The sequence below is a fragment of the Candidatus Sulfotelmatobacter sp. genome (assembly GCA_035504415.1).
In the GTDB taxonomy this organism is placed as follows: domain Bacteria; phylum Vulcanimicrobiota; class Vulcanimicrobiia; order Vulcanimicrobiales; family Vulcanimicrobiaceae; genus Vulcanimicrobium.
This window is the reverse complement of record DATJRY010000013.1, coordinates 198,759-222,569: the sequence shown is the minus strand read 5'-3', so window position 1 is coordinate 222,569 and position 23,811 is coordinate 198,759. Positions and strand designations below refer to the sequence as shown.

Here is a 23,811-nt window from a genome sequence, read left to right as displayed (position 1 = left end):
GTTAGACGGACTCCTTGCGTAGATCGGCGTCGGCGAACGGGACGACGACGATGCGGTCGCCGACGATCGAGGCGTGTTCCGGACCGCGCTGCTTGCCGCGCTCGCTGCTGGTCGCGATGACGGTCGCGATCCGCAGCTGCGTCGGCTCGAGCTCGAGCGCGATGACGCGCGCGTTGCGGTCGCCCTGGGCGCCCGCGTGCGCGACGCCGCGCAGCGCGCCGAAGACGACGATGTCGCCCGAGGCGACCAGCTCGGCGCCCGGGTTGACGTCGCCGATGACGACCAGGTTGCCCAGGTTGTGCATCGCTTGGCCGCCGCGCAGCGTGCCGCGGTGGTAGAGCGTCGAGAGCCCGACCGGGACCATTCGCGCCGGCGGCGGGATCGCCACCCCGGCCATCGCCACCGCCGCGCCGCCGGCGTGGACGCCGCCGCCGTCGCGCCGGCGGCGGACCATGTCCTCGCGGGCGCCGGCGAAGTCGGCCACCAACGAGCGGGCCTGGTCGGAGAGCCGGACCTCGCGCGCCGGCCGGTGGCGGGGCAGGACCGCCACGTCGCCGTCGGTCGTGCCCAGGTAGGCGAGCTGCAGCTCGGCCGCCACCGGCGCCACCGTCTCGCCGCCGCGCACGCCGTCGAGCGCGACCCCGTGGCCGGCCAGGGCGTCCCGGAAGGCGGCCAGCTCGTCGGCCGACGGCTCGAGCGCCCCGAGGTTGGCGACCGCCCGGCTGCCGCGATAGAAGTCGGGCCGGTCGGCGAAGTGCTCGTGCAGCTCCTCAGCGGCGGCTGCCAGCGCACGATCGACCGCGATCTCCAGGTTCCGTCCGCGTCCGCGCACGCTGCTCATTGTGGTTCCTCCGGCGGCAATGATCCGCGCCCGTTCCGAAGCCGGGAGAAGCGGCCCTGCGCCGTCCACATGGCATGCACAAGAAGCTTTCGTTGTCCACACGCTCTCCGCAAGCCGGGCCCGCCGGCAGTGGAGAGCTGGGCGGGCGCGTCGAATACACGGGCCCGACCTCCCCGTCTGCTCGTCGAGGATCTCGCCATGTTGCGACGGTTGTCCGTCATCGCACTCAGTCTCGCGGTTCTGTGTGCCAGCACCCCGGCACCCGCGCTCGCACTGTCGACGCAACAAGAAATCCAAATCGGCAAGGAGTACGACAAGCAGATCACCGACTCGACGGTCGTCGTCACCGATCCGCTGCTCAACCAGTGGATCAACGACGTGTCGAACAAGCTGTGGGCGGAGACGGCGCGCAAGGACGTGCCGTACTCGATCAAGATCCTCGACGTCAACGACATCAACGCGTTCTCGACCCTGGGCGGTTACATCTACATCAACCTGGGGACGCTCGACTTCGTCCAGTCGGACGACGAGCTGGCCGGCGTCATCGGTCACGAGACCGGCCACATCGAGCGCCGCCACGTCGTCACCTCGGCCAACAAAGCGACGATCATCAACATCCTGTTCGGGATCGGCGCGCTCTTCTCGCCGCTGCTGTACCGCTTCGGCCAGCTCGCCGAAGCCGGTATCCTGGCGCGCATCTCGCGCGACGACGAGAACCAAGCCGACCAGTACGGGCTCTTGCTGATGTCGCGCGCCGGCTACGACCCCGACGCGATGAAGTCGTTCATGGCACACCTCGGCGCGGTCGAGCACGAAGGGCACGGCGCGCTCGACAAGTACCTGGCCGACCATCCTGAGGTCGACAAGCGGCTGGCCAACCTCGACGGCGACCCGGGCCTCAACCCGCAGACGCGCACCGACGAGCAGCGCACCGCGCAGGCGATCCACGATTTCGACACCGCTCGCTACAACATCGCGGCGATGAAGTTCACCGGGCTGTTGGCCAAGCACCCCGACGACGCGACGGTGCGCTTCGACCTGGGCCAGTCGCAGCTGGCGCTCGGCCAAACCAGCAAGGGGGAGCAGAACCTGGCCGCCGCGGCGCAGCAAGTCTCGCCGCAGGCCAAGGCGCTGGCCGACGTGCGCATCAAGGCACTGCGCGACGCCGAGGCCCGCCTGGACCTGATGCACCCCAACCTCGAACCGCTCAAGGCCGACCTGCAGACCGCGCGCGACGACGAGGCGCAAGCGCAGACCGCCATCGCGCTGCGCCGCCAGCAAGGTCTCGATCAGCTCAAGCAGCTGACCGCGCGGCTCCAGAACATCCTGTTCGGCATGCCGAACCTGGCTTCGATTCAGCCGCGCCCGGGCACGCGGCTCGAGACGGTCATCCACAACCTCAACACGATGTCCAAGTCGCTCGACGAGGCCACCAACAAGGGCTCGATGGTGCTCAGCGGCGTCGGCACGCTCGAGCGCTACAAACAAGGCGGCTTGCTCAAGGACAACGCCGACATGCTCGACGAGCTGGAAGCGCCGCTCAAGCTGGCCGCGCCGCCGCCGCAAGCGCTGGCGGTGTTCCCCGACTATCCGCGCATGCTCGGCCGGATCGGCGCCGCCGACGCCGACATGGTGCGCGCCGTCGACGCCGAGCGCGCGGCGCTGGCCAAGCTCGACGTCGGGGCCGGCACGTTGGACGCGTTCGTCCGCCAGCTCACCCGCACCGGGCTGATGGGCAACGGCGACGTGCGTCCGGACGACTACAAGCAGCTCGAGCCGCTGATGAGCAAAGCCGTCGACGCGCTCAACGCGGCCGCGGTCGGCGCCTCGCAAGGCGCGCAGCTCTACAACATGGCGCGCTGCCGCCAGCTCGAGACGCGCATCGACATGCTCGGCCTGCAAGAGTCGCCGGACCGCTACGCGACCTTCCAGCATGCGCTCGACGTGCGCTTCCACGCCCCGGGCCCGAGCTACGACCAGCTCTCGGCGCAGGATCTCTCGCCGGCCGACATCGCCGCCGCGACGATCGTCGGGGCCGACACCAACGCGACCGGCACCGCCATCCTGGCCGAGGCGACCGCCAGCGCCAAGCCGGTCGTCGACGTCGCCAACGAGCGGGGGATGGACGCGCAGTCGCTGGAGATCTTCCTGGGCCTGGTCTACCTCGATTGGACCGACGACCCGGCCAAGGAGGCATTGGACCGTACGTAACTGCCCGCGGTCGGTCAGGGTAGGAGCCTGACGTGAACCCTGCTTCAGCCGCGGCAGCCTTCGAGCGCCTGCGCGGATCCCTCAACGTCGGGGCGGTCCACGCCGGCGCCCGCCAACGCTTCAAGTTCTTCGTCTGCGGCGACCCGGGGTTGCTCAGCGAGCTGCGCGCGGTGCTGCTGGCCGGCTACACCGGCGCGATCCCGCCCGAAGCGGCCGCCACGCTCGAAACGCTCGGGATGGCGACCACCGTCGACACCACCGACGCCCGCGCCGTCATCTGCGTCGGCCGAGCCGGCGAGCGCGGCAGCCTGGGCCTGGAACGGCTGGCCGGCCTCAAGCTGCCGGTGTTGGCGCTGCTGGTCGATCCGGCGGTCGCCGCGCCCAGCGCCCCGGCCCAGCCCCCGGCGCCCGGCGCCGTCGAGGACTACGTCGTCGCGCGGATCGCCCCCGAGACCCTGCGCGGCCGCTTTCTCACCCACCTGATCGAGTGCTGCAAGGGGACCGAGATCGCGGTCGGCCGGCGCCTGCCGGCGCTGCGCGAGACGGTCAGCGTGAAGCTGACCCGCGACGCCGCCCTCAACTCGCTCAAGGTGGCCGGCGCCAGCGCGGTGGTGGACCACATCCCGGTGCTCGGGGTCGTGCTCGGCGCGTTCGCCTCGGCCGGCGACATGTTCGCGATCACCGCCCTGCAGATGACGCTGCTGCTGCAGATCGGCGCGACCTACGGCCGCGATCCCGACCTCGCCCACATGTGGGAGCTGCTGCCGGTCGTCGGCGGCGGCTTCGGCTGGCGCGCGCTGGCGCGCGAGCTGGCGGGCTTCATCCCGGTCGGCGGCGTCTTCATCAAGGCCGCGATCGCGTACGCCGGCACCGTCGTCGTCGGCGAGGGCGCGCAGTATTACTACGCGCACGGCCGCCAGATGAACGCCGGCGACGCGGCCCGCATCTACGAGGAAGCGAAGTCCTCGGCGATGACGTTTGCGCGCGACATCCTCGCGCGCTTGCGCCGCAACGGCAAGTAGCGCGGCTCAGCCGGACGCGGGGACGTACAGCTCCCAGCGGTAGCCGTCGGGGTCGCGGAACCATAGCCCGATGCTCGCCGAGCCGGGGCCGACCGGTCCGATCTCGTGGCCCGGGTCCTCGAGGTCGACGCCGGCCGCGCGCAACGCGGCCAGCGCCGCTTCGAGCGCGTCGGCGTCGGCGGTACGAAACGCCAAATGGCCCAGCGCGCTCGCGTCCGCTTCGCCGCCGCTGAACAGCGCGATGGTGACCGCGTCGTTGCCGATGACCACGCGCGTCGCGCTACGGCGATACTCTTCGAGATCGAAGAGCGAGAGCCACCAGCGAGCGCTGGCGTCGGGGTCGGCGACCCCGATGCTGAAGTGTGCGACCGAACCGAGTGGAATGCTCATGACGGGCCAAGCATAGCGCATCGCCGGCGCGATCACCACGCCACCGGCGCTCGCGCGCGCGCCGATCAGGCGCGCTTGCGGCCGGGCAGCAGCATCGCCGCGGGGATGCCGAGCGCCATGACGACGGTCGCGAACAGGAACGTATCGCCGTAGGCCTGCACCTGCGACATCATCGCGACCTGCTGCGCGGCCAGGATCTGCGCGACGTGCGCGGGCACGTGCGTCGCCATCGCGGAGAGCCCCTGGACGAAGCCGGGATGCGCCAGCGTCGCGGCGCCGGCGTTCTCCGAGAGGTGCAGCGCGGTCTTCGCGGTCAGATAGGTCTGGCCGATCGCGATGCCGACGCTGCCGCCGACCTGCCACACCGTGTTCAAGATCCCCGACGCTTGACCGGAGCGGTTGCGCGGCACGACCGAGAGCGCGACCGTCGTCAGCGGCGTGAACAGCAGGCCCAGCGCGCCGGTGCGGATCAGCGCGTCGGTCGCGATGCGCGAGAACGACCAGTCGACGTCGATGCGCGCGAACAGGAACGTGCCGGCCGTCGCGATGACGACGCCGGCCAGCACGAACGGCCGCGAGCCGATCTTGTCGGACAGCGTGCCGGCCACCGGCATCAGCAGCGCCATCACGATGCCGGCCGGCATCAGCACCAGGCCCGAGAGCGTCGGCGTCCAGCCCAGCACGTCTTGGGTGAACAGCGGCAGCAAGAAGATCGCGAAGTAGTAGCCCATCCCGACGATCGCGCGCAAGCCGACGGCCAGCGCGAAGGTGCGCTCGGCGAACAGCGAGAGCGCCATCATCGGCGCCGGCGTGCGCAGCTCGCGCCACAGGAAGCCGACGAACGCGAGCGCCGCGACCGCCAGCGAGAGCTGGATCCAGCCGTCGTCCCAACCGACGCGATCGGCCTGCGAGAGCGGGATGAGGAAGGCGGCCAGCGCGGTGCTCAGCAGCGAGAAGCCGGGGACGTCGAACGGCGGCGGCGCCGGCTTGTCGAGCGCGTCCTCGTCGTGGGGAATCTTCGCCAGCGCCAGCACGAAGCCCAGGATCGCCAGCGGCACGCCGATCAAGAAGATCGGCCGCCAGTCGTCGAGGTTGTCGACGATCCAGCCGCTGATGGTCGGACCGAACGAAGGCGCCAGCATCATCCCCATCCCCCACACGCCGAGCGCGCGACCGCGCTGCGCGGGCGGAACGACGTCCATGATGATCGCCATCGCCGTCGGCGAGACGAGCCCGCCGCCGACCGCTTGCAGGATGCGAAAGACGATGATGCTGTTGGCGTCCCACGCGAACGACGCGAGGATCGAGGCGACCGCGAACAGCGCGAGCCCGGCGAGATAGACGCGCCGGCGACCCAGCGTGTCGGCCAGCCAGCCGGCGACCGGCATCGAGATCGAGTAGCCCAGCATGTAGCCGGTGACGACCCACTCCATCGTGTCGATGTCGGAGCCGAACGCGGCGACCAGGTTCGGCAGCGCGACGTTGGCGACCGACGAGTACAGCGGGCCCAAGAAGTAGCCCACCATGATCACGCCGATGATCACCCACGGATTGCGCACCGGGTCGGGGTGCAGGTGCAGCGGCGGCTGCAGCGGTGGTTCGGGCGCCGCGCGGCCGAGTGCCGGGCCGCGCTCAGCGACCGCCGACACGCGATTCTTCCTCGGCGACGCGGCGGTCGAAGTAGGCGATGTCGTGATCGAGCGCCTCGGCCTCGCGGGTCGCTTCGTCGAGCTCGCGCCGCAGGTGCGCGATCCGGTCGCGCAGCGCTTGCGCGTCGCTGCGCGCCTCGGCGGCGATCTCGCGCAGGCTGTCCAGGCCCAGCCGGTGGCGGCCCGACTCGTCCTGATAGGAACGGTAGCGCAGCACCTTGCGGATCGTCGCCAGGGTGAAGCCCAGCTGCTGCATCCGCGTGATCCGCGCGATCAGCTCGAGGTCGGCCTCGGCGTACAGCCGGTGGCCGCCCGGCGTCCGGGCAGGCGTGAGGAAGCCGAGCTCTTCGTAATAGCGCAGGGTGCGGGTGCTGAGTCCCAGGCGGGCCGCGGCCTCGGCGACCGAGAGGAGCGCCGGCCGCGACGGGGTGGTGGCGGGCATCTACCGTAAGTTTACGTCAACGTTAACTTTGACGCAAGCGTCCGCGCGCCGCCGCTCCGTCGGCTAGTGGCCGACCAAGTACTCGAGCAGCGCCTCGTCGTCGAGGTTGGCGTAGGGCGCGATCAGGGTCGGGCGGACCTTGGCCGCGATCCGGCTGGCCAGCCGCCAGCGGGCCGTCGGTTCGAGCCCGGCCCGACGGGCGAGAAAGCGCTCGATCAGCAGCCGGTCGTCGTCGCGCAACCCGGTCGCCGGCAGCGCGGCGTTGTGGTCGAGGTAGGCGTCCAGGTCGGGCGCCGCCGCCGCCCGTTCGCGCACGACGATCGTGCCGGCCGCGAAATCGCCCAGCCGTTTGTTCTCTTTCGAAATCAGCGCGCTGAGCGCCGAGATCGCGTAGAACCCGAAGCTGAACTCGATCACCCGCACCAGGTTGCGGATCGCGACGCTGCCGAGGTCGACCGGGAAGCCGCCGTCGCGCACGACGCGCAGCCCGAGCGCGCGTTTACCGGGCGTGCGCCCCGACCACCAGGTCTCGAAGATGATGAACCAGCCGAAGAACACCGCGAACAGGAACGCGACGACGATCGCGATCTCCCAGGCACGCAGCGCGCGATCGGCCACGCCGAGCCGGTGCGTGGGCTGCGAGCTCCCGAAGAACGCCAGCACGATCACGACCGCGGCGACGATCGCGATTTGCGCCAGCAGGTCGAGCATCACCGCCAGGAACCGGCTGCCGACCCCGGCAAGCTCGTAGCGAATGGCGACGGCTTCTCCCGTCCGGACATCGACCGTGCGCTCCACGCGGCTCTCTTATGCGTGAGCGCTTCGTGGCCTCGCGCCGCACGCGTTGGGACCGGCTGACGGCGCTGGTCGACCGCGCCGCGGGCCGCGGCGTGCGGCGGCTGCCGGCGGCCGAGATCGACGAGCTGGCGCTGGCGTACCGCGCCGCGACGAGCGACCTCGCGATCGCGCAGGCGCGCGGCGCCGACCCGGTCGTGCTCGACCACCTGCACCGTCTGGTCGGCCGCGCGCACGCCGTCGTCTACGTCGCCACCGCCCGCAGCGGATGGGACCGCTTGTGGCGCTTCGTCGCCGCCGACTTTCCGCGCGAAGTGCGGCGCTCGTGGGCGCCGATCGGCTTCTGCGCGCTGCTGACGGTCGTGGCGGCGATCGTCGCCTACACGGCGGTCGCGCACGATCCGGCCAACGCGCGCGCGCTGCTGCCCGGCATGTCGCTGCCGGCCGTCGACAAGGCGCTGCACGACAGCAACTTCGGTTTCGACCGCGCCAACTCGCCGGCGGTCGCCAGCGCGATCATCACCAACAACGTCCGCGTCGCCGCGATCGCGTTCGCCGGCGGGATGACGGCCGGGATCTTGACCGGCTGGATCATCCTCGAGAACGGCTTGATGGTCGGCGTCTACGGCGCGCTGTTCGCGCAACACGGTTTCGGCGCCGACTTCTGGGCGACCATCGCGCCCCACGGCGTCATCGAGCTGACGTCGATTCAGATCGCGGGCGGCGCGGGGCTGCTGCTCGCCGGCGGCTACGTGCGGCCCGGCCGCGCCCGCCGGCGCGACGCGCTGCTGCTGGCCGCGCGGCGCGCGGCCACGCTGATCGGCGGCGTCGCCCTGCTGCTGTGCGTGGCCGGCACGATCGAAGGCTTCATCTCGCCGCAACGCCTCTCGATCCCGGCCCGCGAGGAGATCGGCGCCGTCACCGGCGTCCTGCTGCTCGCCTATCTCGTCCTCGCAGGCCGCTCGCGAGCCCCCGAGCCCTGGTGACGTCTCGGTTTTGCACCGTTCGTGGCGCAGGTCGAGGAAACGCTAGCTCCTTTCAGCACGTTTACCGGTCGTAGCGGATCTCGACCCGTCCGATCGCTCGCCGAAGGTCTCTGATGCGCCGTCTGCTCGCCGTCGTCGTCCTCGCCCTCACCGCGTGCTCCGGCACGACGACGACGCCGCAAAATCGTCCGACGTACCCGCCCTCACCGTGTCCCGCGGTCATCCCGGCGCAGCCGACGATGATCTATCCGACCAATGGTGAGACCGGCGTGCCGGACGGCAACTTCACGCTGGTCCTGTCCTTTCAGTACGGAACGAACGGCTTGATACTGAGCCCCGCGAACGGCGGCGCGTCGGTGACGACGTCCGCACCCTCGCCCGCGCCGACGGCGCCGGAAGCCGACTACAGCGTCCCCGCCCTCCTGCCCGCAACCTCGTACACCGTTACCGCGAAGCTCACGACCACCCCGTCGGGCATCCAGGACGTGCAGCTCGGAACGTTCACCACCCTCTGAGCGCTACAACAAGCCGCGCGACTTGACGGCGACGTACGCGTCGAGGAGGGCGACGGTCAGCTCGGCGGCGGGGACGTCGACGACCAGGATGCCGCGGTCGCGCAGCGCGGCCAGCGCGCGGGCACGTTCGTCGGCCAGCGTCGCGGCGACGGCCGCGCGATAGGCGTCCTCGACGTCGGCCGGCACGCGCGCGAGCGCGGTCTCGATCGCGGCGTCGTTCATCAGCACGACCAGCACCAGATGACGCGGCTGCAGGATGCGGGTCGCGGCCAGCACCGCGCTCGAGGCGACCGGATCGAACAGGTCGGTGAACAGCACGATCAGGCTGCGGCGCTTGACCTCGCGCTCGAGCGCGATGAACGCGCGCTCGTAGTCGGCTTCTTCCAACGTGGGCTCGAGGTCGGAGAGGACGTCGGTCAGGCGCGCGGCGTGCGCGGCGCCGGCGCCGGGCGCGACCCGCGCCAGGACGCGGCCGGCGAAGGCCAGCACGCCGACGCGGTCGGCGGCCAGGCGCGCGATGGCGGCGATCGCCAGCGCCGCCGAGACGGCGTAGTCGAGCTTGCGCCGATCGCCCAGGCGCGCGGTCATCAGGCGTCCGGCGTCGAGCGCGACGACGATCTGCTGCGAGCGCTCGACCTCGTACTGCGCGACCATCGTGCGGCCGCGCCGCGCCGACGCCTTCCAGTCGATGGCGCGGAACTCGTCGTCGGGGCCGTACTCGCGCAGCGTCGAGAACTCACCGCCCGCGCCGCGCCGGCGCAAACGGCGCAGGCTGGCTTCGATCAGCTTGGCGCGCGCGACCGGATCGCCGCTGCGATCGAGCGCCGAGAGGTCGGGCATCACCCGCAGCTCGACCGGTGCCGCCACCGTCCGCCGCCGTTCGACGAAACCGAACGCCGTGCGCAGCCGAAACGAGAAGCCGCGCAGCGCCGTGCGGCCGCGCTCGCGCGGGACGACGCCGATCGTCAGCTCGAGCGACGAGCGCGGCGGCAGCGAGGCGCGCTGTTCGTCGAGATCGATCGCGAGCTTGTCGGCCGGGGCTTCGACCAGCGCGATCGTGCGCGCGGCCGCGGCGCGGTTGCGCACCGTATAGTGAAACGCGTCGTGCCGCGCGAGCGCGAGGCGCGGCGGCGCGAGGCGCTCGACCTCGACCGGCGCGCGCAGCGCCAGCCCGTCGCCGAGCACCAGCGCGACGACCAGCGCCAGCGGGACGAGCAGCGCGACCCAGGCCGGCGCGACGCTCGCCAGCGCGAACGCCGCGATCGCCGCCGCCAGCAGCAGCGCCACGCCGCGCGGCGCCAGCCAGAACATCAGCGCGCGGGCGTCGGAACGGCGGCCAGCACGCGGTCGACGACGTCCTCGGCGGTCGTCCCGTCGAGCTCGGCCTCCGGCCGCACGAGGATGCGATGGGCCAGCACCGCTCCGGCCACGTCCTTGACGTCGTCGGACGTCGCGAAGGTGCGCTCGTCGAGCGCGGCCGCCGCCTGCGTCGCGATCACCAGCGCCAGCGCCGCGCGCGGGCTGGCGCCCAGCGCGACGTCCGGCGACGAGCGCGTCGCGGCGACGACGTCGTACAGGTAGCGCTGCAGCGACTCGGCGACGTGCACGGTGCGTACGGCAGCCTGCGCGGCGAGCAGCTCGACGCGGCTGACGACCGGTTCGACGCCGGCGGCGGCCAAGTCGTGCGCGTCGAAGCCGGCGACGGCGCGCGCGATCAGCGCGCGTTCGTCGTCCGCGGCCGGATAGCCGGTTCGCACGCGGACGAGAAAGCGATCGAGCTGCGCTTCGGGCAGTGGATAGGTGCCTTCGAACTCGACCGGGTTCTGGGTCGCGCAGACCAGGAACGGCGCGGGCAGGTCGTGCGTCGTGCCGTCGATCGTGACCCGCCGTTCCTCCATCGCTTCGAGCAAGGCGGCTTGCGTCTTGGGCGGCGTGCGATTGATCTCGTCGGCCAGCAGCACGTTGGTGAAGACGGGGCCGCGGCGCAGCGAAAAGGTCGCGCTGCGCTGATCGAAGACGGTCGTGCCGACGACGTCGGAGGGCATCAGGTCGGGCGTGAATTGGATGCGCGTGAAGTCGACGCCCAACAGCCGCGCCAGGACGCGCACGGTCAACGTCTTGGCGGTGCCGGGAACGCCTTCGATCAGCGCGTGCCCGTTCGCCAGCAGCGCGACCAGCAGCGTGAACGCCGCACGGTCAGCGCCGACGACGACGCGAGTCAGGCCGGCGCGCAGACGGGCCGGAACGGCCAGCGGGGTCTCCTCCACCAGTGGTCTCCTCTCGGACGGAACGGGACAGAACGGCGAGCGCGACCAGTTGCCGGTCCTGGCGGACCGCGACGTCGCGCGCGGCGTGGACGTCGGCGGCGAGCTGCCGGATGACCGGCGTGCGCGGCGCGCGCTGCAGCCGCCGCTCGGCGTCGGCCAGCAGCGCGTCGGCGGCGTGGTCGCGCAGCCGTGCGCGCGCATACAGCGCGGCGAACGCGTCGAGAAACTCCGACGAGGTCGGCTCGCGCGCGGCGATCAGGCGCACGGGCGGCCCCAGCGGCAGCAGCCCGTAGGCCAGCCACGCCAGTCCCGCCAGCACCAGGAACGCCAGCGCGACCCGTTCGCGCACGTCGAGCGCGCGGTACCACGGCCGGTCGACGACGTCGCCGCGCACCGCTTCGTCGAACGCGAGCCCGCCGCCGCCGGGCAGCGCCGCCAGCAGATACGCCAGCCGCGCATCGCCGGCGCGCGCCAGGTTGCGGTTCTCGAACGGCGCGCCGGAGGCGACCGCGACGACCTCGCCGCGGCCGTCGCGGTAGCGCACGACCAGCGCGCCGGCCGCGTCGGCCAACAGCGTGATCACGTGTAACCGGGTGTGGGGGCGCACGCGAATGCGTGCGTCACCGCGCGCCGTCAGCGAACCGACCAGCGCCGCCCACGGACCGCGCAGCGCGCCCGGCCGCGTCGCTGCCGGCGCCAGGACGACGTCGGCGTGCTCGTCGCGCGCACCGCGCAACGCCGGCTCGGGCCCGATGTCGACCAGCCGTCCGCCGCCGTGCACCCACGCGTGCAGCGCGTCGCGCTCCACCGCGTCCCAATCCGCGTCGACGCCCGCACCGGGGAACGCCAGGACCAGCGTGCCGACGCCGTCGGCCGCCAGGTCCTCGTGCGGCGCATCGAAGCGCCGCGGGTGCAGGCCTTCGCGTTCGAGCAGCTCGTACCAGGCCGCGTAGCCGCCTTGCGCGACGTCGGCGCTCCCGTGCGTGACGCCGGGCGTGGGCTGCGGCTCTTTGCGCGTCGACCAGGCCAGGACGAAGACCAGCGCCAGCAATCCGAGCGCGACCCACAGCTCGCGTCTCATCGCGAGAGCAGCACGTCGTACGCGGCGTCCATGCGCGCCAGCGCGTCCGCGTCGGGCGTGCGTTCGTCGAAGAGCGCGAAGACCGCGTCGCGCGCCAGCGCGTCGAAAGCCGGTTCGCGCACCAGCCGCCGCCACTCGCTCGGCGTGCGCGCCGCGTCGAAACGCACGCGTCCGCGCTCGTCGAGCGCGCGCAGCGCCGAGGCCCACAGCAGCGCCGCCGCTTCACGGTAGCGCTGCGCCGCGACCGCGGCGCGGGCGCGCGCGCGCAGCGCGGCCGCGTCGAGCTCCTCGCCGATGACTTCCGCTTCGCGCGCCCTTCGCCGCGCGCGCGCGCGCGGGCCGAGCGTGATCTGCGCCAGCACCAGCACGACGACGGCCACCACGCCGACCAGCACGGCGCCGACCAGCACCAGCGAGAACAGGTCGCCGGCGCCGCTCGGTGCGCTGTGGAACAGCTTCGCGAGCAGATGCCCGAGCCAGCTCCAGAAGCGATCCCACCAGGTCGGGCCGCCGAGCGGCGGTGCGTGACGAAAGCGCGGCTCGGCGACGATCGCCCGCGCCAGATCGTGCGGATCGCCGTGCCGCCAGGGCGCGATCACGGCACGCCGTCGAGCGCTGCTTCGAGATCCGCGCCTTGCGTGCGCACCCGGTAGTCGAGCGCGGCGACCGTCAGCAGTGCCGCGCCGATCGCCGTGCCGATCGGACCGCCCGCGCCTTGCGTCACGGTGGCGAAGAGCGGCAGTTGGAACAGCCGCGAGAGACCGGTCCCGATCGCGTCGATGCCGTACAGCGGGACCCACTCCGCGAGTATGATCGCGTAGAGCAGCAAGACGCTGCGCCGCCGTTCGCCGAACGCGAAGGCTCGGCTCCAGGCATTGCCCAGCGAGACTACTGCCGGCGTGCCTTCGAGCACGCACGTGGCGAACGCCAACTGGAAGAACGCCGTCACCGGTCCCGCTACGATCAGCAGCACGATCACGCCGGCGCCGCTGGCGGCGCCGCCGACGAGCCCGATCAAACCGCCCAAAATCCACAACCCGACGGCCCCGATGAACCCGGTGAGGAGCGCCAGCCGCACCAAGCGCCACGGATCGTCGCGCACCACGGCGCGCAGCGCGTCCACCGCGCCGAGCGACTCGCCGCCGTACAGCCGGACCGCCGCCGCGAAGCTGAGGAACGCGTAGACGGCCTCGGCGATGAACCAGCAGAACATGAAGACGATCGCAGCCGCGTCGTAGTGGGCGGTCAGGCGCGGGGTGAACAGGTTCTGCGCGACGGCGGCGACCACCAGGACCAGCGTCAACATCGCGACCGGCACGCCGCAGCGCACCAGGCGCGTCACCGCCCGATCGAAGAGCTCGCCGATCGTGAGCGGCCGGTCGACGATCATGCGGGCGCGCTTCCGGCCGCCGCGAGCAGATCGAGCCCCTCGCGGCGCACGCGCACGTCGGCCGCGAAGACCACCGCGAAGGTGAGGATCAGCGCGTCGATCAGGATCTGGCCGACCGCCGAGATGCCGTAGTAGAGCGGGTGGCTATGTACCAGCGTCGAGACGAGCGCGCCCAGCGCGAGCACCGGCAGCGTCCCGAACAGCACCAGCGCGTCGAGCACCAAGCCCGCCAGCAGCACGCGCACCGCGGTCGTCCGGCCGAACGCGCGGCGAAAGCCCGCGCCGATCGCCGCCCCGGCGGCGAGGTCCTCGACCACGACGGAGATCGCGGCCAGCGTGTAGGCCATCGACAGCCACGACACGACCGCGAGCACGACCGCTAAAAACGCGATGCCCACGATCACGCCGATGGCGATCGCGAGCGCGGTCAAGCTCTTCGCGATCGCGGCCAACGCGATGATGACGAACACGAGCACGAAGTACGCCACGAACAGCGCCACCGCCGCCACCCCGCCGGCTACCAAAAACGCTAGGCCGACCAGGACTTGCGCCGGCCAGCGTCGCGTCGCCAGCGCATACGCCGCGCGTGCATCCAGCTTGCGGCCGTGCAAGGCGGCGTCGACGACCGCGGTGACGGCGTTGAAGCCGAGCAGGCTGATCGCCGAGGTCAGCAGCAGCACCAGCGCGACCGCCGATCCCGACGCGCTGTGCGCCTCCATCTGCTCGAGCGCGGCCCGTTGCGCGGCCGGCCCGTGCGCGGTGAAGAGCGTGGCCATGTCGCCGAACGCGTCGGCACCGTGCGGCTGCAGCAGCGCGTCGAGGACGACGATCGGCACGATCATCAACGCGACCGCGACGACGATCTGCGGGAAATAGCGCACGAGAAGCGTCACCGCCCGGTCGAGCAACTCTCCGGCGCCTCGTGGCCGCAGCTCGGTCTCTTGCACGCACGAAAGCGTTCGCCCGCTTCCGGCGCGAATCCCCGCCGTATGCAGCTGGGAACCCTGGCCGCCGCGTGGCGCTATCCGGTGAAATCGCTGCGGGCCGAACCGCTCTCACGCGCCGCGATCGACGCCGACGGGCTCGCGGGCGATCGTACCGGCGCGCTGGTGGTGGCAACGCCCACGCACGCCCGGGCCGGTAAGACCTATCGCGGCAAAGAGTCGCCGCGCCTGCACCTCACCGACGACCCGCTCGCGGCCGTCGCCGGCGCCGCGGCCGACGGCGTCGCGGTCGCGGTCGACCGGAGCGCGCCGCGCTGGTTCGACGCCGGCGACGTCTCGCTGCTGCTCGACCTGTGGGTGCACGACGTGGAAGCGCTGGTCGGCGAGCCGCTCGATCCGCTGCGTTGGCGGCCCAACCTGTACGTGACCGCCGCGCCCGGCGTCGAGCTGCGCGAGCCCGACCTGGTCGGCGCGACGCTCGCCGTCGGCAGCGCGCGGCTCCGGGTCGTCGCGACGATCGAGCGCTGCGTCACGACCACCTACGACGTCGCGACCGGCGCGTCGAACCCGGCCGTGCTGCGCGAGGTCGCCCAGCGGCGCGACAACGTGGTCGGCGTCTACTGCGCGGTCGTCGCGCCCGGCGAGGTCGCCGTCGGCGACGCCGTCACGCTCGCGTTTCCGTAACGTTCCGCCGCGTCGAGCTGCGCCTCGAGGTCGCTGCCGGCCGCGCGCACCGAGGAAGATGCTCGGCGACCACAGGCACAGGTCCGCGTCCGACGATCGCCGTCAGGAGCAGCGCGACGTTCCACCTGCGCACGAGCAGCGTGATCGCCCGGTCGACGATCTCGCCGATCGTGAGCGCACGCGTCGCGATCATGCGCGCGGCACGCTAGAGCGTGCGGCGGCCTTCGATGGCGCGCGCCAGCGTGTTCTCGTCGGCGTAGTCGAGGTCGCCGCCGATCGGCAAGCCGTACGCCAGCCGGGTGACGTTGACGCCGCTGGGGGAAAGCAGTCGCGAGAGGTAGAGCGCGGTCGCTTCGCCTTCCGCGTTGGGGTTGGTGGCGACCACGACCTCGCGCGGCGACTCGCTGGCGACCCGATCGACCAGCTCGCGCACGCGCAGCTGCGAGGGGCCGATGCCGTCCATCGGCGAGATCAAGCCGCCCAGCACGTGGTAGCGCCCGTCGTACGCCGAGGTGCGCTCGATCGCGAACACGTCCTTCGCCTCGGCGACGACGCAGACCAGCGCGGCATTGCGCCGCGGGTCGTCGCAGATCGCGCACGGGTCGTCTTCGGTGATCGAGAAGCAGCGCGAGCACAGCCGCACCTTCTCCTTGAGCGCGACGATCGCGTCGGCCAGCGCTTCGGCGTCGGCGCGCGGCCGGTTCAGCAAATGGAACACCAGCCGCGCGGCGGTCTTGGGACCGACCGTCGGCAGTTTGCTGAACTCGTTGATCAGGGCCTGGACCGGGCCCGCGATGGTGGTGGCGATGGCGCGCTCGTCACATACCGGGGATGCGCATGCCGCCGGTCGCGGCGCTCATGCGTTTGGCGGCGAACTCTTCGATCTTCTTGTGCGCGTCGGCCAACGCGACGACCAGCAGGTCTTCGAGCATCTCGACGTCCGCGGGGTCGACGACCTCGGGCTTGAGCGTCACCTTGCTGACGCGGAAGTCGCCGCTGATCGCGACCGTCACGGCGCCGCCGGCGGCCGTTCCCTCCGCGGTCGCGTTCTGAATGTCTTCCTGCGCCTTTTGCATCTCTTGCTGCAGCTTCTGCAGCTGGCGCATCTGGTTGGGGTTCACGGGCGTCCTCGTCTCAGGTGAGCTTCTCGAGCGCGTAGCGCATCAGGTCGTCGCCGTCTTCGCCGTCCTCGGCGGCGAGGCCGTCCTCGGGCGGCGGCTGGGCGGAGCCGACCGCGACCCGGACCTCGAGCGTCTGCCCGGTCACCTCGGCGATCGCTTTGCGCACCGTCTCGAGGTCGCGCTTGAGCACGTCGGCGTTGATCGGGTCGGGGACGCGCAGCGTGAGCACGGTGCCGTCGAGCCCGGCCACCGTCGCGCGCGAGAGCGCGGCGCGCAGCGAGGTCTTCTGTCCCTCGGCGCGCATGCGGATGCTCTGCCAAAGGGTGCGCAGCTTGGTCAGCGAGAGCTCCATCGGCGCGGCCTTCGGGGCGACCGGCTCGGCCTTGGCCGCGGCGGCGGGCTTGGGCGTGCTCGGGGGCGGCACGGGCGGCGGCGCCGGCTTGGCCGGCGGGGGCGCGGGCGGCGGCGCGGGCTTGGCCGCCGGCGGGGCGAGCGGACGGGGAGTGGCCTCGCCGCCTTCGAGCAGCGCGACCCGGGTCGCCAGGGCGTCCAGGCTCGGGTCCTCGCCTTGCAGCACGAAGCGCAGGATCGCGCTCTCGAGCTCCAGGCGGGCGTTGCCGGAGCCGCGCGCGGCGGCCAACGCGTCGGCCAGCACGCGCAGCGCGCGCACCAAGCGCACCTGCGGCGTCACGGCGGCGCGCTCGCGCGCGACCGCGGCGTCGTCTTCGGCCAAGTCGCGCGCGAGCAACTCGGGGTTGACGCGCGCGACCAGCAGGTGGCGGAACTCGCCGATCGTGCTGCGGATCAGTCCGGTCATGTCGCTGCCGGCGTCGGAGGCTTCGTCGATGATGCGCAGCGTCAGCGCCGCGTCACCGTCGAGCGCCGCGTCGCGCAGCGCGCGCGCGAAGCCGCGGCCGGTCTGACCGAACGCCGCGTCGACGACGGCGTCGTCGACCGGGCCGTTGGCGAACGCGGCGACCTGCTCGAGCATCGTCAGCGCATCGCGCAAGCCGCCGTCCGCGCGATACGCGATCGCGCCCAGCGCCGCGTCGTCGATCACGATCCCTTCGGCGGCGGCGATCTCGCGCATGCGCTCGATCATGGTCGGGATCGCGATGCGCCGGAACGCGTAGCGCTGGCAGCGCGAGAGGATCGTCGGCGGCAGCACTTCCGGCGCGGTCGTCGCCAAGATGAAGACGGCCCATTCCGGCGGCTCTTCGAGCGTCTTGAGGAAGGCGTTGGCGCCCTCCTTGGTCAGCATGTGCGCCTCGTCGATGATGTAGACTTTCTTGCGCATCACCGAGGGCGCGAACTTGACCGCGTCGCGCAGCGCGCGAATCTCGTCGATCCCGCGGTTCGAGGCGGCGTCGATCTCCAGCACGTCGAGCGCGGTCCCCTCCAGGATCGCGCGGCAGTTCTCGCATGTGTTGTCGGGCGTGGCGGTCGGGCCGTTGACGCACTCGATGCAGCGCGCCAGGATCTTGGCCGCCGAAGTCTTGCCCGAGCCGCGCGGGCCGGAGAACAGATAGGCATGGGCGAGGCGTCCGGTCTCGAGCGCCGTCGTCAGCGTTTTGACCACCGCGTCCTGGCCGACCAGATCGGCGAACGTCAGCGGCCGCCAGGTGCGGTAGAGCGACACCCCCACAGGTTCGGGCCCGCGCAACGCGCTCCCGTGTCGACCGGATGGCGCCGTTGGTGAAGGCCGCGTAACGGTAGCGCCAACGATCAGTTAAATCGTACCGATCACCACTCTTGTCGCACGGAGTCGCGGTCGCGGCGCGGCGAACGACCGGGTGCCGGGTATCTCCCTCTCCGCTCTAAGGGAAGGCCCTCTTTCTCGTGCGCAGATCGTCCTTCGTCGCATCCGTCGCCGCGGCCGTCTTGGCCGGCGGCGCGACCGCCGTGCGCGCCGAGGCGCCACTGGTGGTGCTGGCGCCGCTCAACTCCGACCGCCCCTTGAGCGACATCATCAAGGCCTTTGCCGCCAAGCATGGCGGTGCGACGGTGCGCCCGTTCTTCGGCCGTCCCGACATGCTCTTCGGCCAGCTCGCGGCCGGCGCGCCGTGCGACGTCTTCGTCTCGTCGATCGCGGAGCTCTCGGCGCAAGCCCTCGACAAGCACCTGGTCGACCCGTTCCGTCCGATGTGCAAGCTGGTCCCGACGATCATCGTCGCCAAGGGCAACCCGCTGCACATCACCGGCCTGGCCGATCTCGCCCGCAAAGGCGTGCGGCTCTCCGTCGGCGACGACGCCACGCCCATCGGCCGCTTCACCCACGCGGTCATCAAGCGCGCCACGAAGACCTACGGCGCCGACTTCCCCGAGAAGTTCGAAGCCAACGTCGTTTCGCACGGCGTCAACACCAAGGGCGTGACCGGTCAGGTCAACAGCGGCTCGGCCGATGCCGGCATCGTCTTCACGTCCGACCTGTACGGCGACGAGATGCAGCGCGCGCAGGAAGTGCCGATCGATCCGGCGCTCGGCGGTTCGATCCAGAACGAGATCGCGGTCGCGACCGGCAGCACGAACAAGCCGTTGGCCAAGGCCTTCGTCGACTACGTGCTCTCGCCGGACGGCCAAGCCGTCTTCCACCACTATCGATTCGGCTGACGGATGGGCCGCGCACGCATCGCGGGGAAGCTGGCCCTCTGCTTCCTCGTTCCGGCATTGATCTTGGCCGTCGGCGCGGTCGTCGCGCTGCGCGGCGCTCACGACGTCGCGGTCCGCGGCGAGACCGCGACGCAAACGCTCGCGCACGCCGCGCAGATCCAAGCGGTCCTGGCCGACGTTCGTCAGCTCGAAAGCGGGCTGCGCGGCTACGCCGCGACCGGCGACAAGTCGTACCTGGGCGACGGCACCGTCATCCGCGCGCACATCGACACGCAGATGAGCGCCCTCACCGCGTACGCCAAGACGCATCCGGAGTTCCAGCACTACGTCGACGACGCGACCGCGCGGCTGCAGCTGATCACCTCGCTCATCGATCAGGTGACCTTCACGCTGGAGGCCGGTCGGCACAAGGCCGCGCTGGCGTCGCTGGGCATCCTACGCGATCAGATCGCGCAGTTCGGCCAGATCGGTCAGGGCGTCGGCGGCGCCGACGTGGCCGACACCTCGCTGGCCGAACGGGTCGTCTCCGGCGCCTTCGGCGACGCGCAGCGGCTCGCGTACGTGCTGCTGATCTTCTGCGTCGCGGCACTGGCGGCCAGCGTGCTGGCCGCGCTGGTGCTCGGGCGCTCGCTCTCGAGCCGGCTGGCGCGCGTCAACGCCGCCATCGCGGCGGTCGTCGACGACGACTTCGCCGTCCTCTCGGCCGCCTTCGCCGACCTCGCGCGCGGCCGGCTCGGCGGCACGATGACCGTGATCGAGCGCGACCCGCTGACCGATCGCGACGGCGACGAGATCGGGGACCTCGCACGGCGCTACAACGCGCTCGCCGCGGGGATCGCCGACGTCTCGCGCCAGTACGCCTCGGCGGCGACGCGCTTGCGGGGCTTGCTGCTCAGCGTCTCGGGCGCCTCGACCGAGCTGGCCGCGATCAACGACGCGATCGCGGCGGAAGCCGGCGGCGTCAGCGGCACCATCGACGGCTTCGTCAACGCGATGGGCATCTTGGCCGACGGCGCGCTGGCCAACTCCGAGCGCATCGACGAGTCCGGCGCCGCGGTCGAAGAGCTGGCGCGCGCGGCCGACCAGATCGCGACCGGAGCGCTCGAACAGGCCGGATCGGTGCAAGCGATCGTCGGCGCGGTCGAGCGGCTCGACGAGGAGCTGCGTGCGCTCGGCACCGTCGGCAGCGAGCTGGCGACCGCGGCGCGCAGCGCGCGGGCGCACGGCCGTGACAGCCGCGGCGCCGTGCTCGACACGGCCGAAGCGATCCGACGCATCGACGGTGCCGCGCAAGCCTCGGCCGAGGCGATGCGGCGGCTCGAAGCGCGCTCGAACGACGTCGCGCAGATCGTCGCGGCGATCGACGAGATCGCCGATCAGACGAACCTGCTCGCGCTCAACGCGGCGATCGAGGCGGCGCGCGCCGGCGAGGCCGGCCGCGGTTTCGCCGTCGTCGCCGACGAGATCCGCAAGCTGGCGGAGCGCTCGAACGTGAGCACGCGCGAGATCGCCGCCATCCTGGGCGCGATGCGCAAGGAGACAGCCGACGCCGGCGAGGGCATCCGCGGCTCGTCGGCCTCACTGACCGACGGACTCGCCCGCGCCGACAAGGCGACGGGAGCGCTCGACGTGCTGCAGCGCGCGATCGACGACGCGTCCGCGGTCGCCGAAGACTTGGCCGCACGTGTCGACGTGATGGCCCGCACCAGCGCCGACGTCTCGCGCAACGTCGCCAGCGTCTCGGCGGTGGTCGAGCAGAACGCGCGCGGGGCCGACGAGATGCGCGCGACCGCGCGCGACGTGACGCAGGTGATCCTGCCCGTCGCGGTCGCGACGCGCGAGCAATCGGCCAGCGCGCAAAGCGTCGCGCACGCCAGCCGCACGGCGGCCGCGCGCGTGCGCGAGATGCGCTTGCGCACCAACGGCGCGCGCGAGCGCACCGGCGCTTTGGCGGACGCCGTGGCCGCCTTCGACATCGGCGAGGAACGCGGAGCGGGAACCGCGCTCGCGGCCGATCCATTCACCCTCCTGGACGCTCGTCCTGAAAGGACCGCACTCCCCGCATGACGTCCCTGCTTCGCGCCGCGGCGCTCGCCCTCGCAACGCTCGTCACGATCCCGACCGCTACCTTCGCACAGACCGCGCAGACCGCGCCGGCGGCGTTGGCCGCCATCCCGGCCGGTCACGACGACGACCTGCGCCTGTTCGTGCCGGGTCAACCGGTCGTCAAAGGCCCGGCCGCGCTGGCCGCCATGCCGAAGGCCGATCTGATCGTGTGGGTCGCCGGCAACCAGTTCTTCGCGATGGAAGACCTGGTGCGCACCTTCCAAACCACCCACCCGCACGCCGCCGTCGTCGTCGTCACGCTGCCGCCCGGGCTCGAGCTCGACGGCATCCTGCACGGCGGCTTCCGCTACGAAGGCCACGACTACCCCGGCCGCCCCGACGTCTACGCGACCGTCGACCTGGGCCCGCTGCGCCAACTGCGCGACGCCAAGCTGGCGACCTCGTACGCGACCTACATGCACAACGAGCTCACGCTGCTGGTCGCGCAAGGCAACCCCAAGCACATCACCGGCGTCGACGACCTCGGCCGCCCCGACGTGCGCGTCTCGCTGCCGAACCCGACCAACGAAGGCATCATGACCTACTACGCCAAGCCGATGCTCGAGCGGCACGGGCTGTACGCCAAGCTGGTCGGCGATCACGACTGTCAGGCCTGCCAATCGGCGCCCAACGTCTACCTGACGGCGGTCCATCACCGCGAGACGCCCGAGCGCCTCGCCGACGGTCGCACCGACGTCGGCATCGTCTGGAAGACGGAGGCGATCGCCGCCATGGCCGCCGGCGCGAAGGTCCAAGCGGTGGCGCTCCCGCCGGCCGACAACGAGCGTGCCGCGGTCTCGTACTACCTCACGCCCCTGACCGCCAACCCGACTCATGTCGCACTGGCGCGGGCCTACGTCGGCTTCGTGACCGCCCCGGCGGGACAGGACGTCTACACCAAGTACGGCTTCGTCGGGGCCGACGCGGCCGAGCGCGCCAGCCGGCCGATCTGATCCGTCCGCCGGGGGCCGGGGTGCATCGTTTGGACGCTGCCGTGCGTTTTAAGTACGGTGGGGTCGGGTAACCCCTGAGCATCGGCTTTTGACGCCACGGTGACGCCTGCTTTCTAGCACGGCGTTCGTGTCGTCTCCGGCCCCCGGCGAGAAGGAACATGTCGACGGACGAACTGCGGCAAGCGCTGCGCGACCATTTCGGCTACGAGCGCTTCAACCCCGGCCAAGAAGAGGTCATCACGCGCATTCTCGCGGGTGAGGACACGCTCGCGATTTTGGCCACCGGCGCCGGAAAATCGCTGTGTTATCAGCTTCCCGCGCTGTTGCTGCCGGGGACGACGATCGTCGTCTCGCCGCTCATCGCGCTGATGAAAGATCAGCTCGACATGCTGGCCGAACGCGGCATCACCTCGACCGTCGCGCTCAACTCGACGCTCTCCGAAGAGCAAGAGCTGGCCGGCATCGCGCGCATCGCCTCGGGCGAGATGAAGATCGTGTTCGTCACTCCCGAGAAGCTCGAGGACGACGGCTTCATCTCGATCCTCCAGGAGCTGGCCGTTCCGCTGTTCGTCGTCGACGAGGCGCACTGCATCTCGCAGTGGGGCCACGACTTCCGTCCCGCGTACCTCAACTTGGGCAAGGTCATCCAACAGCTCGGGAAGCCCACCGTGCTCGCGCTGACCGCGACGGCGACGCCGGCGGTGCGCGAGGACGTGCTGATCCAACTCGGGATCCCGAACGTCAAGCCGATCGTCAAGGGGTTCGACCGCCCCAACCTGGTCTATTCGGTGCGGCGCGCCGACAGCGAAGCCGGAAAGCTCAAGACGCTCAAGGACTTGTTCCTCAAGGGCGAGCTCGAAGGGACCGGCATCGTCTACACGGCGACGATCAAGAACGCGCTCGAAGTGCAGAAGTACCTCCAGGACGAGATCGGGTTGCCGGCCGCGGTCTACCACTCCAAGCTGCAAAAGCACGATCGCACCGCGGTCCACGAGCTGTTCATGCAGGAGGCGATCCGCGCCGTCGTCGCGACCAACGCGTTCGGCCTGGGCATCGACAAGCCCAACATCCGCTTCGTCGTGCACTACGATCTGCCGGGCAGCGTCGAGGCGTACACGCAGGAAGCGGGCCGCGCCGGACGCGACGGCGATCCCTCCAAGTGCGTGCTGATCTATCGCATGAGCGATACGCGCGTGCAGAACTACTTCCTGACCGGCAAGTATCCCGACGTCGAGGAAGTGCAGAAAGTGTTCGGCACGCTGGAGATCTTCGGCGACCAGGAGGGCGGCGTCAGCCTGACCGACTTGCGCAAGATCACGCAGCTGCCGCTGACCAAGCTCAAAGTCGTCCTCGCGCTGCTCAAGAAGAGCGGCTTCATCGAGAACGGCATGCGCAGCAAGTACGTCCTCACCGAGGCCGCGCGCGAGCAGCGTGAGATGGTCCTCAACCTCGCCAACTACGAGACCAAGAAGAAGTACGACCAGTCGAAGCTGGCGATGATGTTGCAGTACGCCGAGACGACGGGCTGCCGCCGCCGCTTCGTGCTCAACTACTTCGGCGAGGACTACGCCGCCGAGACCTGCGGTGCGTGCGACAACTGCCTGCACGGTCACCGCGAGCGGGTCTCGTCGGGCTATCGCATCGCCGACGTCGTCTACCACGCCAAGTTCGGACAAGGCACCGTCGAGCGCGCCGAGAAGGACCTCGTCACCGTGCTCTTCCCGAATGTCGGCTACAAGACACTCCTGGCGTCGGCCGTCACACGGGAAGCAGCAACGAGCCAGAAGATCGCGTGACCGCACAC

23 protein-coding genes are annotated in these 23,811 nt (G+C 71.3%); 9 read left to right on the top strand and 14 right to left on the bottom strand.

Annotation, left to right across the window (positions count from 1 at the left end; translation table 11 throughout):
- Window position 1 precedes the first annotated feature (1 nt).
- Window positions 2–841: a septum site-determining protein MinC gene (locus tag VMD91_12265; protein HTW84838.1), complete on the bottom strand. Its 840-nt coding sequence runs from the start codon at window positions 839–841 to the stop codon at window positions 2–4.
- A gap of 198 nt (window positions 842–1,039) precedes the next feature.
- Between VMD91_12265 and VMD91_12260 the strand changes: the two genes are divergently transcribed.
- Window positions 1,040–3,052, top strand: coding sequence for a M48 family metalloprotease (locus VMD91_12260; protein HTW84837.1), 2,013 nt, complete (start codon window positions 1,040–1,042; stop codon window positions 3,050–3,052).
- A 32-nt stretch (window positions 3,053–3,084) separates the two neighbouring features.
- Complete coding sequence (locus tag VMD91_12255) at window positions 3,085–4,074, top strand: hypothetical protein (protein HTW84836.1); 990 nt, start codon at window positions 3,085–3,087, stop codon at window positions 4,072–4,074.
- Window positions 4,075–4,080: 6 nt separating this feature from the next.
- On the opposite strand, the gene VMD91_12250 is transcribed toward VMD91_12255, so the two are convergent.
- The 4 genes from VMD91_12250 to VMD91_12235 form a co-directional block, all read right to left on the bottom strand.
- Window positions 4,081–4,464, bottom strand: coding sequence for a VOC family protein (locus tag VMD91_12250; GenBank protein HTW84835.1), 384 nt, complete (start codon window positions 4,462–4,464; stop codon window positions 4,081–4,083).
- 65 nt (window positions 4,465–4,529) lie between these two features.
- Window positions 4,530–6,113 carry a DHA2 family efflux MFS transporter permease subunit gene (locus tag VMD91_12245; GenBank protein ID HTW84834.1) on the bottom strand — a complete coding sequence of 528 codons (1,584 nt, stop codon included), beginning with the start codon at window positions 6,111–6,113 and terminating at the stop codon, window positions 4,530–4,532.
- On the bottom strand, window positions 6,097–6,555 hold the full coding sequence (locus VMD91_12240; GenBank protein ID HTW84833.1) for a MerR family transcriptional regulator: 459 nt from the start codon (window positions 6,553–6,555) through the stop codon (window positions 6,097–6,099). Before VMD91_12240 ends, VMD91_12245 begins: the two co-directional genes overlap by 17 nt.
- Window positions 6,556–6,618: 63 nt before the next feature.
- Window positions 6,619–7,353 (bottom strand): RDD family protein, encoded by a 735-nt coding sequence (locus VMD91_12235; protein ID HTW84832.1) that lies wholly within the window; start codon window positions 7,351–7,353, stop codon window positions 6,619–6,621.
- 11 nt (window positions 7,354–7,364) lie between these two features.
- On the opposite strand from VMD91_12235, the gene VMD91_12230 reads away from it, so the two are divergent.
- Together VMD91_12230 and VMD91_12225 are read left to right on the top strand one after the other, a co-directional pair.
- Window positions 7,365–8,336, top strand: a complete 972-nt coding sequence (locus VMD91_12230) for a stage II sporulation protein M (GenBank protein ID HTW84831.1) — start codon at window positions 7,365–7,367, stop codon at window positions 8,334–8,336.
- A gap of 113 nt (window positions 8,337–8,449) precedes the next feature.
- Complete coding sequence (locus VMD91_12225; protein HTW84830.1) at window positions 8,450–8,851, top strand: hypothetical protein; 402 nt, start codon at window positions 8,450–8,452, stop codon at window positions 8,849–8,851.
- 3 nt (window positions 8,852–8,854) lie between these two features.
- Here the strand turns inward: VMD91_12225 and VMD91_12220 are convergent, their stop codons facing one another.
- From VMD91_12220 to VMD91_12195, 6 genes are read right to left on the bottom strand one after another with little or no spacing between them, the layout of a single operon-like run.
- Window positions 8,855–10,162 carry a DUF58 domain-containing protein gene (locus tag VMD91_12220; protein HTW84829.1) on the bottom strand — a complete coding sequence of 436 codons (1,308 nt, stop codon included), beginning with the start codon at window positions 10,160–10,162 and terminating at the stop codon, window positions 8,855–8,857.
- The gene (locus VMD91_12215) at window positions 10,162–11,118 is read right to left on the bottom strand and encodes a MoxR family ATPase (GenBank protein HTW84828.1); all 957 of its coding nucleotides are present in this window, start codon (window positions 11,116–11,118) and stop codon (window positions 10,162–10,164) included. Before VMD91_12215 ends, VMD91_12220 begins: the two co-directional genes overlap by 1 nt.
- On the bottom strand, window positions 11,048–12,199 hold the full coding sequence (locus VMD91_12210; protein HTW84827.1) for a DUF4350 domain-containing protein: 1,152 nt from the start codon (window positions 12,197–12,199) through the stop codon (window positions 11,048–11,050). The genes VMD91_12215 and VMD91_12210 overlap by 71 nt, the downstream gene beginning before the upstream one ends.
- The gene (locus VMD91_12205; protein HTW84826.1) at window positions 12,196–12,798 is read right to left on the bottom strand and encodes a hypothetical protein; all 603 of its coding nucleotides are present in this window, start codon (window positions 12,796–12,798) and stop codon (window positions 12,196–12,198) included. The genes VMD91_12210 and VMD91_12205 overlap by 4 nt, the downstream gene beginning before the upstream one ends.
- A complete protein-coding gene (locus VMD91_12200) occupies window positions 12,795–13,589 on the bottom strand; it encodes a hypothetical protein (GenBank protein ID HTW84825.1) in 795 nt (264 codons plus the stop codon). The genes VMD91_12205 and VMD91_12200 overlap by 4 nt, the downstream gene beginning before the upstream one ends.
- Complete coding sequence (locus VMD91_12195; GenBank protein ID HTW84824.1) at window positions 13,586–14,482, bottom strand: hypothetical protein; 897 nt, start codon at window positions 14,480–14,482, stop codon at window positions 13,586–13,588. The genes VMD91_12200 and VMD91_12195 overlap by 4 nt, the downstream gene beginning before the upstream one ends.
- Before the next feature lie 96 nt (window positions 14,483–14,578).
- Between VMD91_12195 and VMD91_12190 the strand changes: the two genes are divergently transcribed.
- Window positions 14,579–15,217: an MOSC domain-containing protein gene (locus VMD91_12190; GenBank protein HTW84823.1), complete on the top strand. Its 639-nt coding sequence runs from the start codon at window positions 14,579–14,581 to the stop codon at window positions 15,215–15,217.
- A 205-nt stretch (window positions 15,218–15,422) separates the two neighbouring features.
- Here VMD91_12190 and recR read toward each other — a convergent pair whose 3' ends face one another.
- The 3 genes from recR to dnaX are packed head-to-tail and all read right to left on the bottom strand — an operon-like array spanning window position 15,423 to window position 17,977.
- Window positions 15,423–16,013, bottom strand: a complete 591-nt coding sequence (gene recR / locus VMD91_12185) for a recombination mediator RecR (GenBank protein HTW84822.1) — start codon at window positions 16,011–16,013, stop codon at window positions 15,423–15,425.
- A 22-nt stretch (window positions 16,014–16,035) separates the two neighbouring features.
- Window positions 16,036–16,338: a YbaB/EbfC family nucleoid-associated protein gene (locus VMD91_12180; GenBank protein ID HTW84821.1), complete on the bottom strand. Its 303-nt coding sequence runs from the start codon at window positions 16,336–16,338 to the stop codon at window positions 16,036–16,038.
- Window positions 16,339–16,351: 13 nt separating this feature from the next.
- Complete coding sequence (gene dnaX / locus VMD91_12175) at window positions 16,352–17,977, bottom strand: DNA polymerase III subunit gamma/tau (protein ID HTW84820.1); 1,626 nt, start codon at window positions 17,975–17,977, stop codon at window positions 16,352–16,354.
- Between the two features lie 200 nt (window positions 17,978–18,177).
- Here dnaX and modA point away from each other — a divergent pair, with 200 nt between their 5' ends.
- From modA to VMD91_12155, 4 genes are all read left to right on the top strand, one after another.
- Window positions 18,178–18,948 (top strand): molybdate ABC transporter substrate-binding protein, encoded by a 771-nt coding sequence (gene modA / locus VMD91_12170; protein ID HTW84819.1) that lies wholly within the window; start codon window positions 18,178–18,180, stop codon window positions 18,946–18,948.
- A gap of 3 nt (window positions 18,949–18,951) precedes the next feature.
- A complete protein-coding gene (locus VMD91_12165; protein HTW84818.1) occupies window positions 18,952–21,015 on the top strand; it encodes a methyl-accepting chemotaxis protein in 2,064 nt (687 codons plus the stop codon).
- Window positions 21,012–22,007: a substrate-binding domain-containing protein gene (locus tag VMD91_12160; GenBank protein HTW84817.1), complete on the top strand. Its 996-nt coding sequence runs from the start codon at window positions 21,012–21,014 to the stop codon at window positions 22,005–22,007. Before VMD91_12165 ends, VMD91_12160 begins: the two co-directional genes overlap by 4 nt.
- A gap of 158 nt (window positions 22,008–22,165) precedes the next feature.
- Window positions 22,166–23,803, top strand: a complete 1,638-nt coding sequence (locus VMD91_12155; protein ID HTW84816.1) for a RecQ family ATP-dependent DNA helicase — start codon at window positions 22,166–22,168, stop codon at window positions 23,801–23,803.
- The last annotated feature ends 8 nt before the right edge of the window (window positions 23,804–23,811 follow it).

Excerpts from the sequence above, each read along its gene's own strand:
- VMD91_12265 (HTW84838.1), bottom strand. The coding sequence starts at position 841 with ATGAGCAGCGTGCGCGGACGCGGACGGAACCTGGAGATCGCGGTCGAT.
- VMD91_12260 (HTW84837.1), top strand. The coding sequence starts at position 1,040 with ATGTTGCGACGGTTGTCCGTCATCGCACTCAGTCTCGCGGTTCTGTGT.
- VMD91_12250 (HTW84835.1), bottom strand. The coding sequence starts at position 4,464 with ATGAGCATTCCACTCGGTTCGGTCGCACACTTCAGCATCGGGGTCGCC.
- VMD91_12240 (HTW84833.1), bottom strand. The coding sequence starts at position 6,555 with ATGCCCGCCACCACCCCGTCGCGGCCGGCGCTCCTCTCGGTCGCCGAG.
- VMD91_12230 (HTW84831.1), top strand. The coding sequence starts at position 7,365 with ATGCGTGAGCGCTTCGTGGCCTCGCGCCGCACGCGTTGGGACCGGCTG.
- VMD91_12225 (HTW84830.1), top strand. The coding sequence starts at position 8,450 with ATGCGCCGTCTGCTCGCCGTCGTCGTCCTCGCCCTCACCGCGTGCTCC.
- VMD91_12220 (HTW84829.1), bottom strand. The coding sequence starts at position 10,162 with ATGTTCTGGCTGGCGCCGCGCGGCGTGGCGCTGCTGCTGGCGGCGGCG.
- VMD91_12210 (HTW84827.1), bottom strand. The coding sequence starts at position 12,199 with ATGAGACGCGAGCTGTGGGTCGCGCTCGGATTGCTGGCGCTGGTCTTC.
- VMD91_12200 (HTW84825.1), bottom strand. The coding sequence starts at position 13,589 with ATGATCGTCGACCGGCCGCTCACGATCGGCGAGCTCTTCGATCGGGCG.
- VMD91_12190 (HTW84823.1), top strand. The coding sequence starts at position 14,579 with ATGCAGCTGGGAACCCTGGCCGCCGCGTGGCGCTATCCGGTGAAATCG.
- VMD91_12165 (HTW84818.1), top strand. The coding sequence starts at position 18,952 with ATGGGCCGCGCACGCATCGCGGGGAAGCTGGCCCTCTGCTTCCTCGTT.
- VMD91_12160 (HTW84817.1), top strand. The coding sequence starts at position 21,012 with ATGACGTCCCTGCTTCGCGCCGCGGCGCTCGCCCTCGCAACGCTCGTC.
- VMD91_12155 (HTW84816.1), top strand. The coding sequence starts at position 22,166 with ATGTCGACGGACGAACTGCGGCAAGCGCTGCGCGACCATTTCGGCTAC.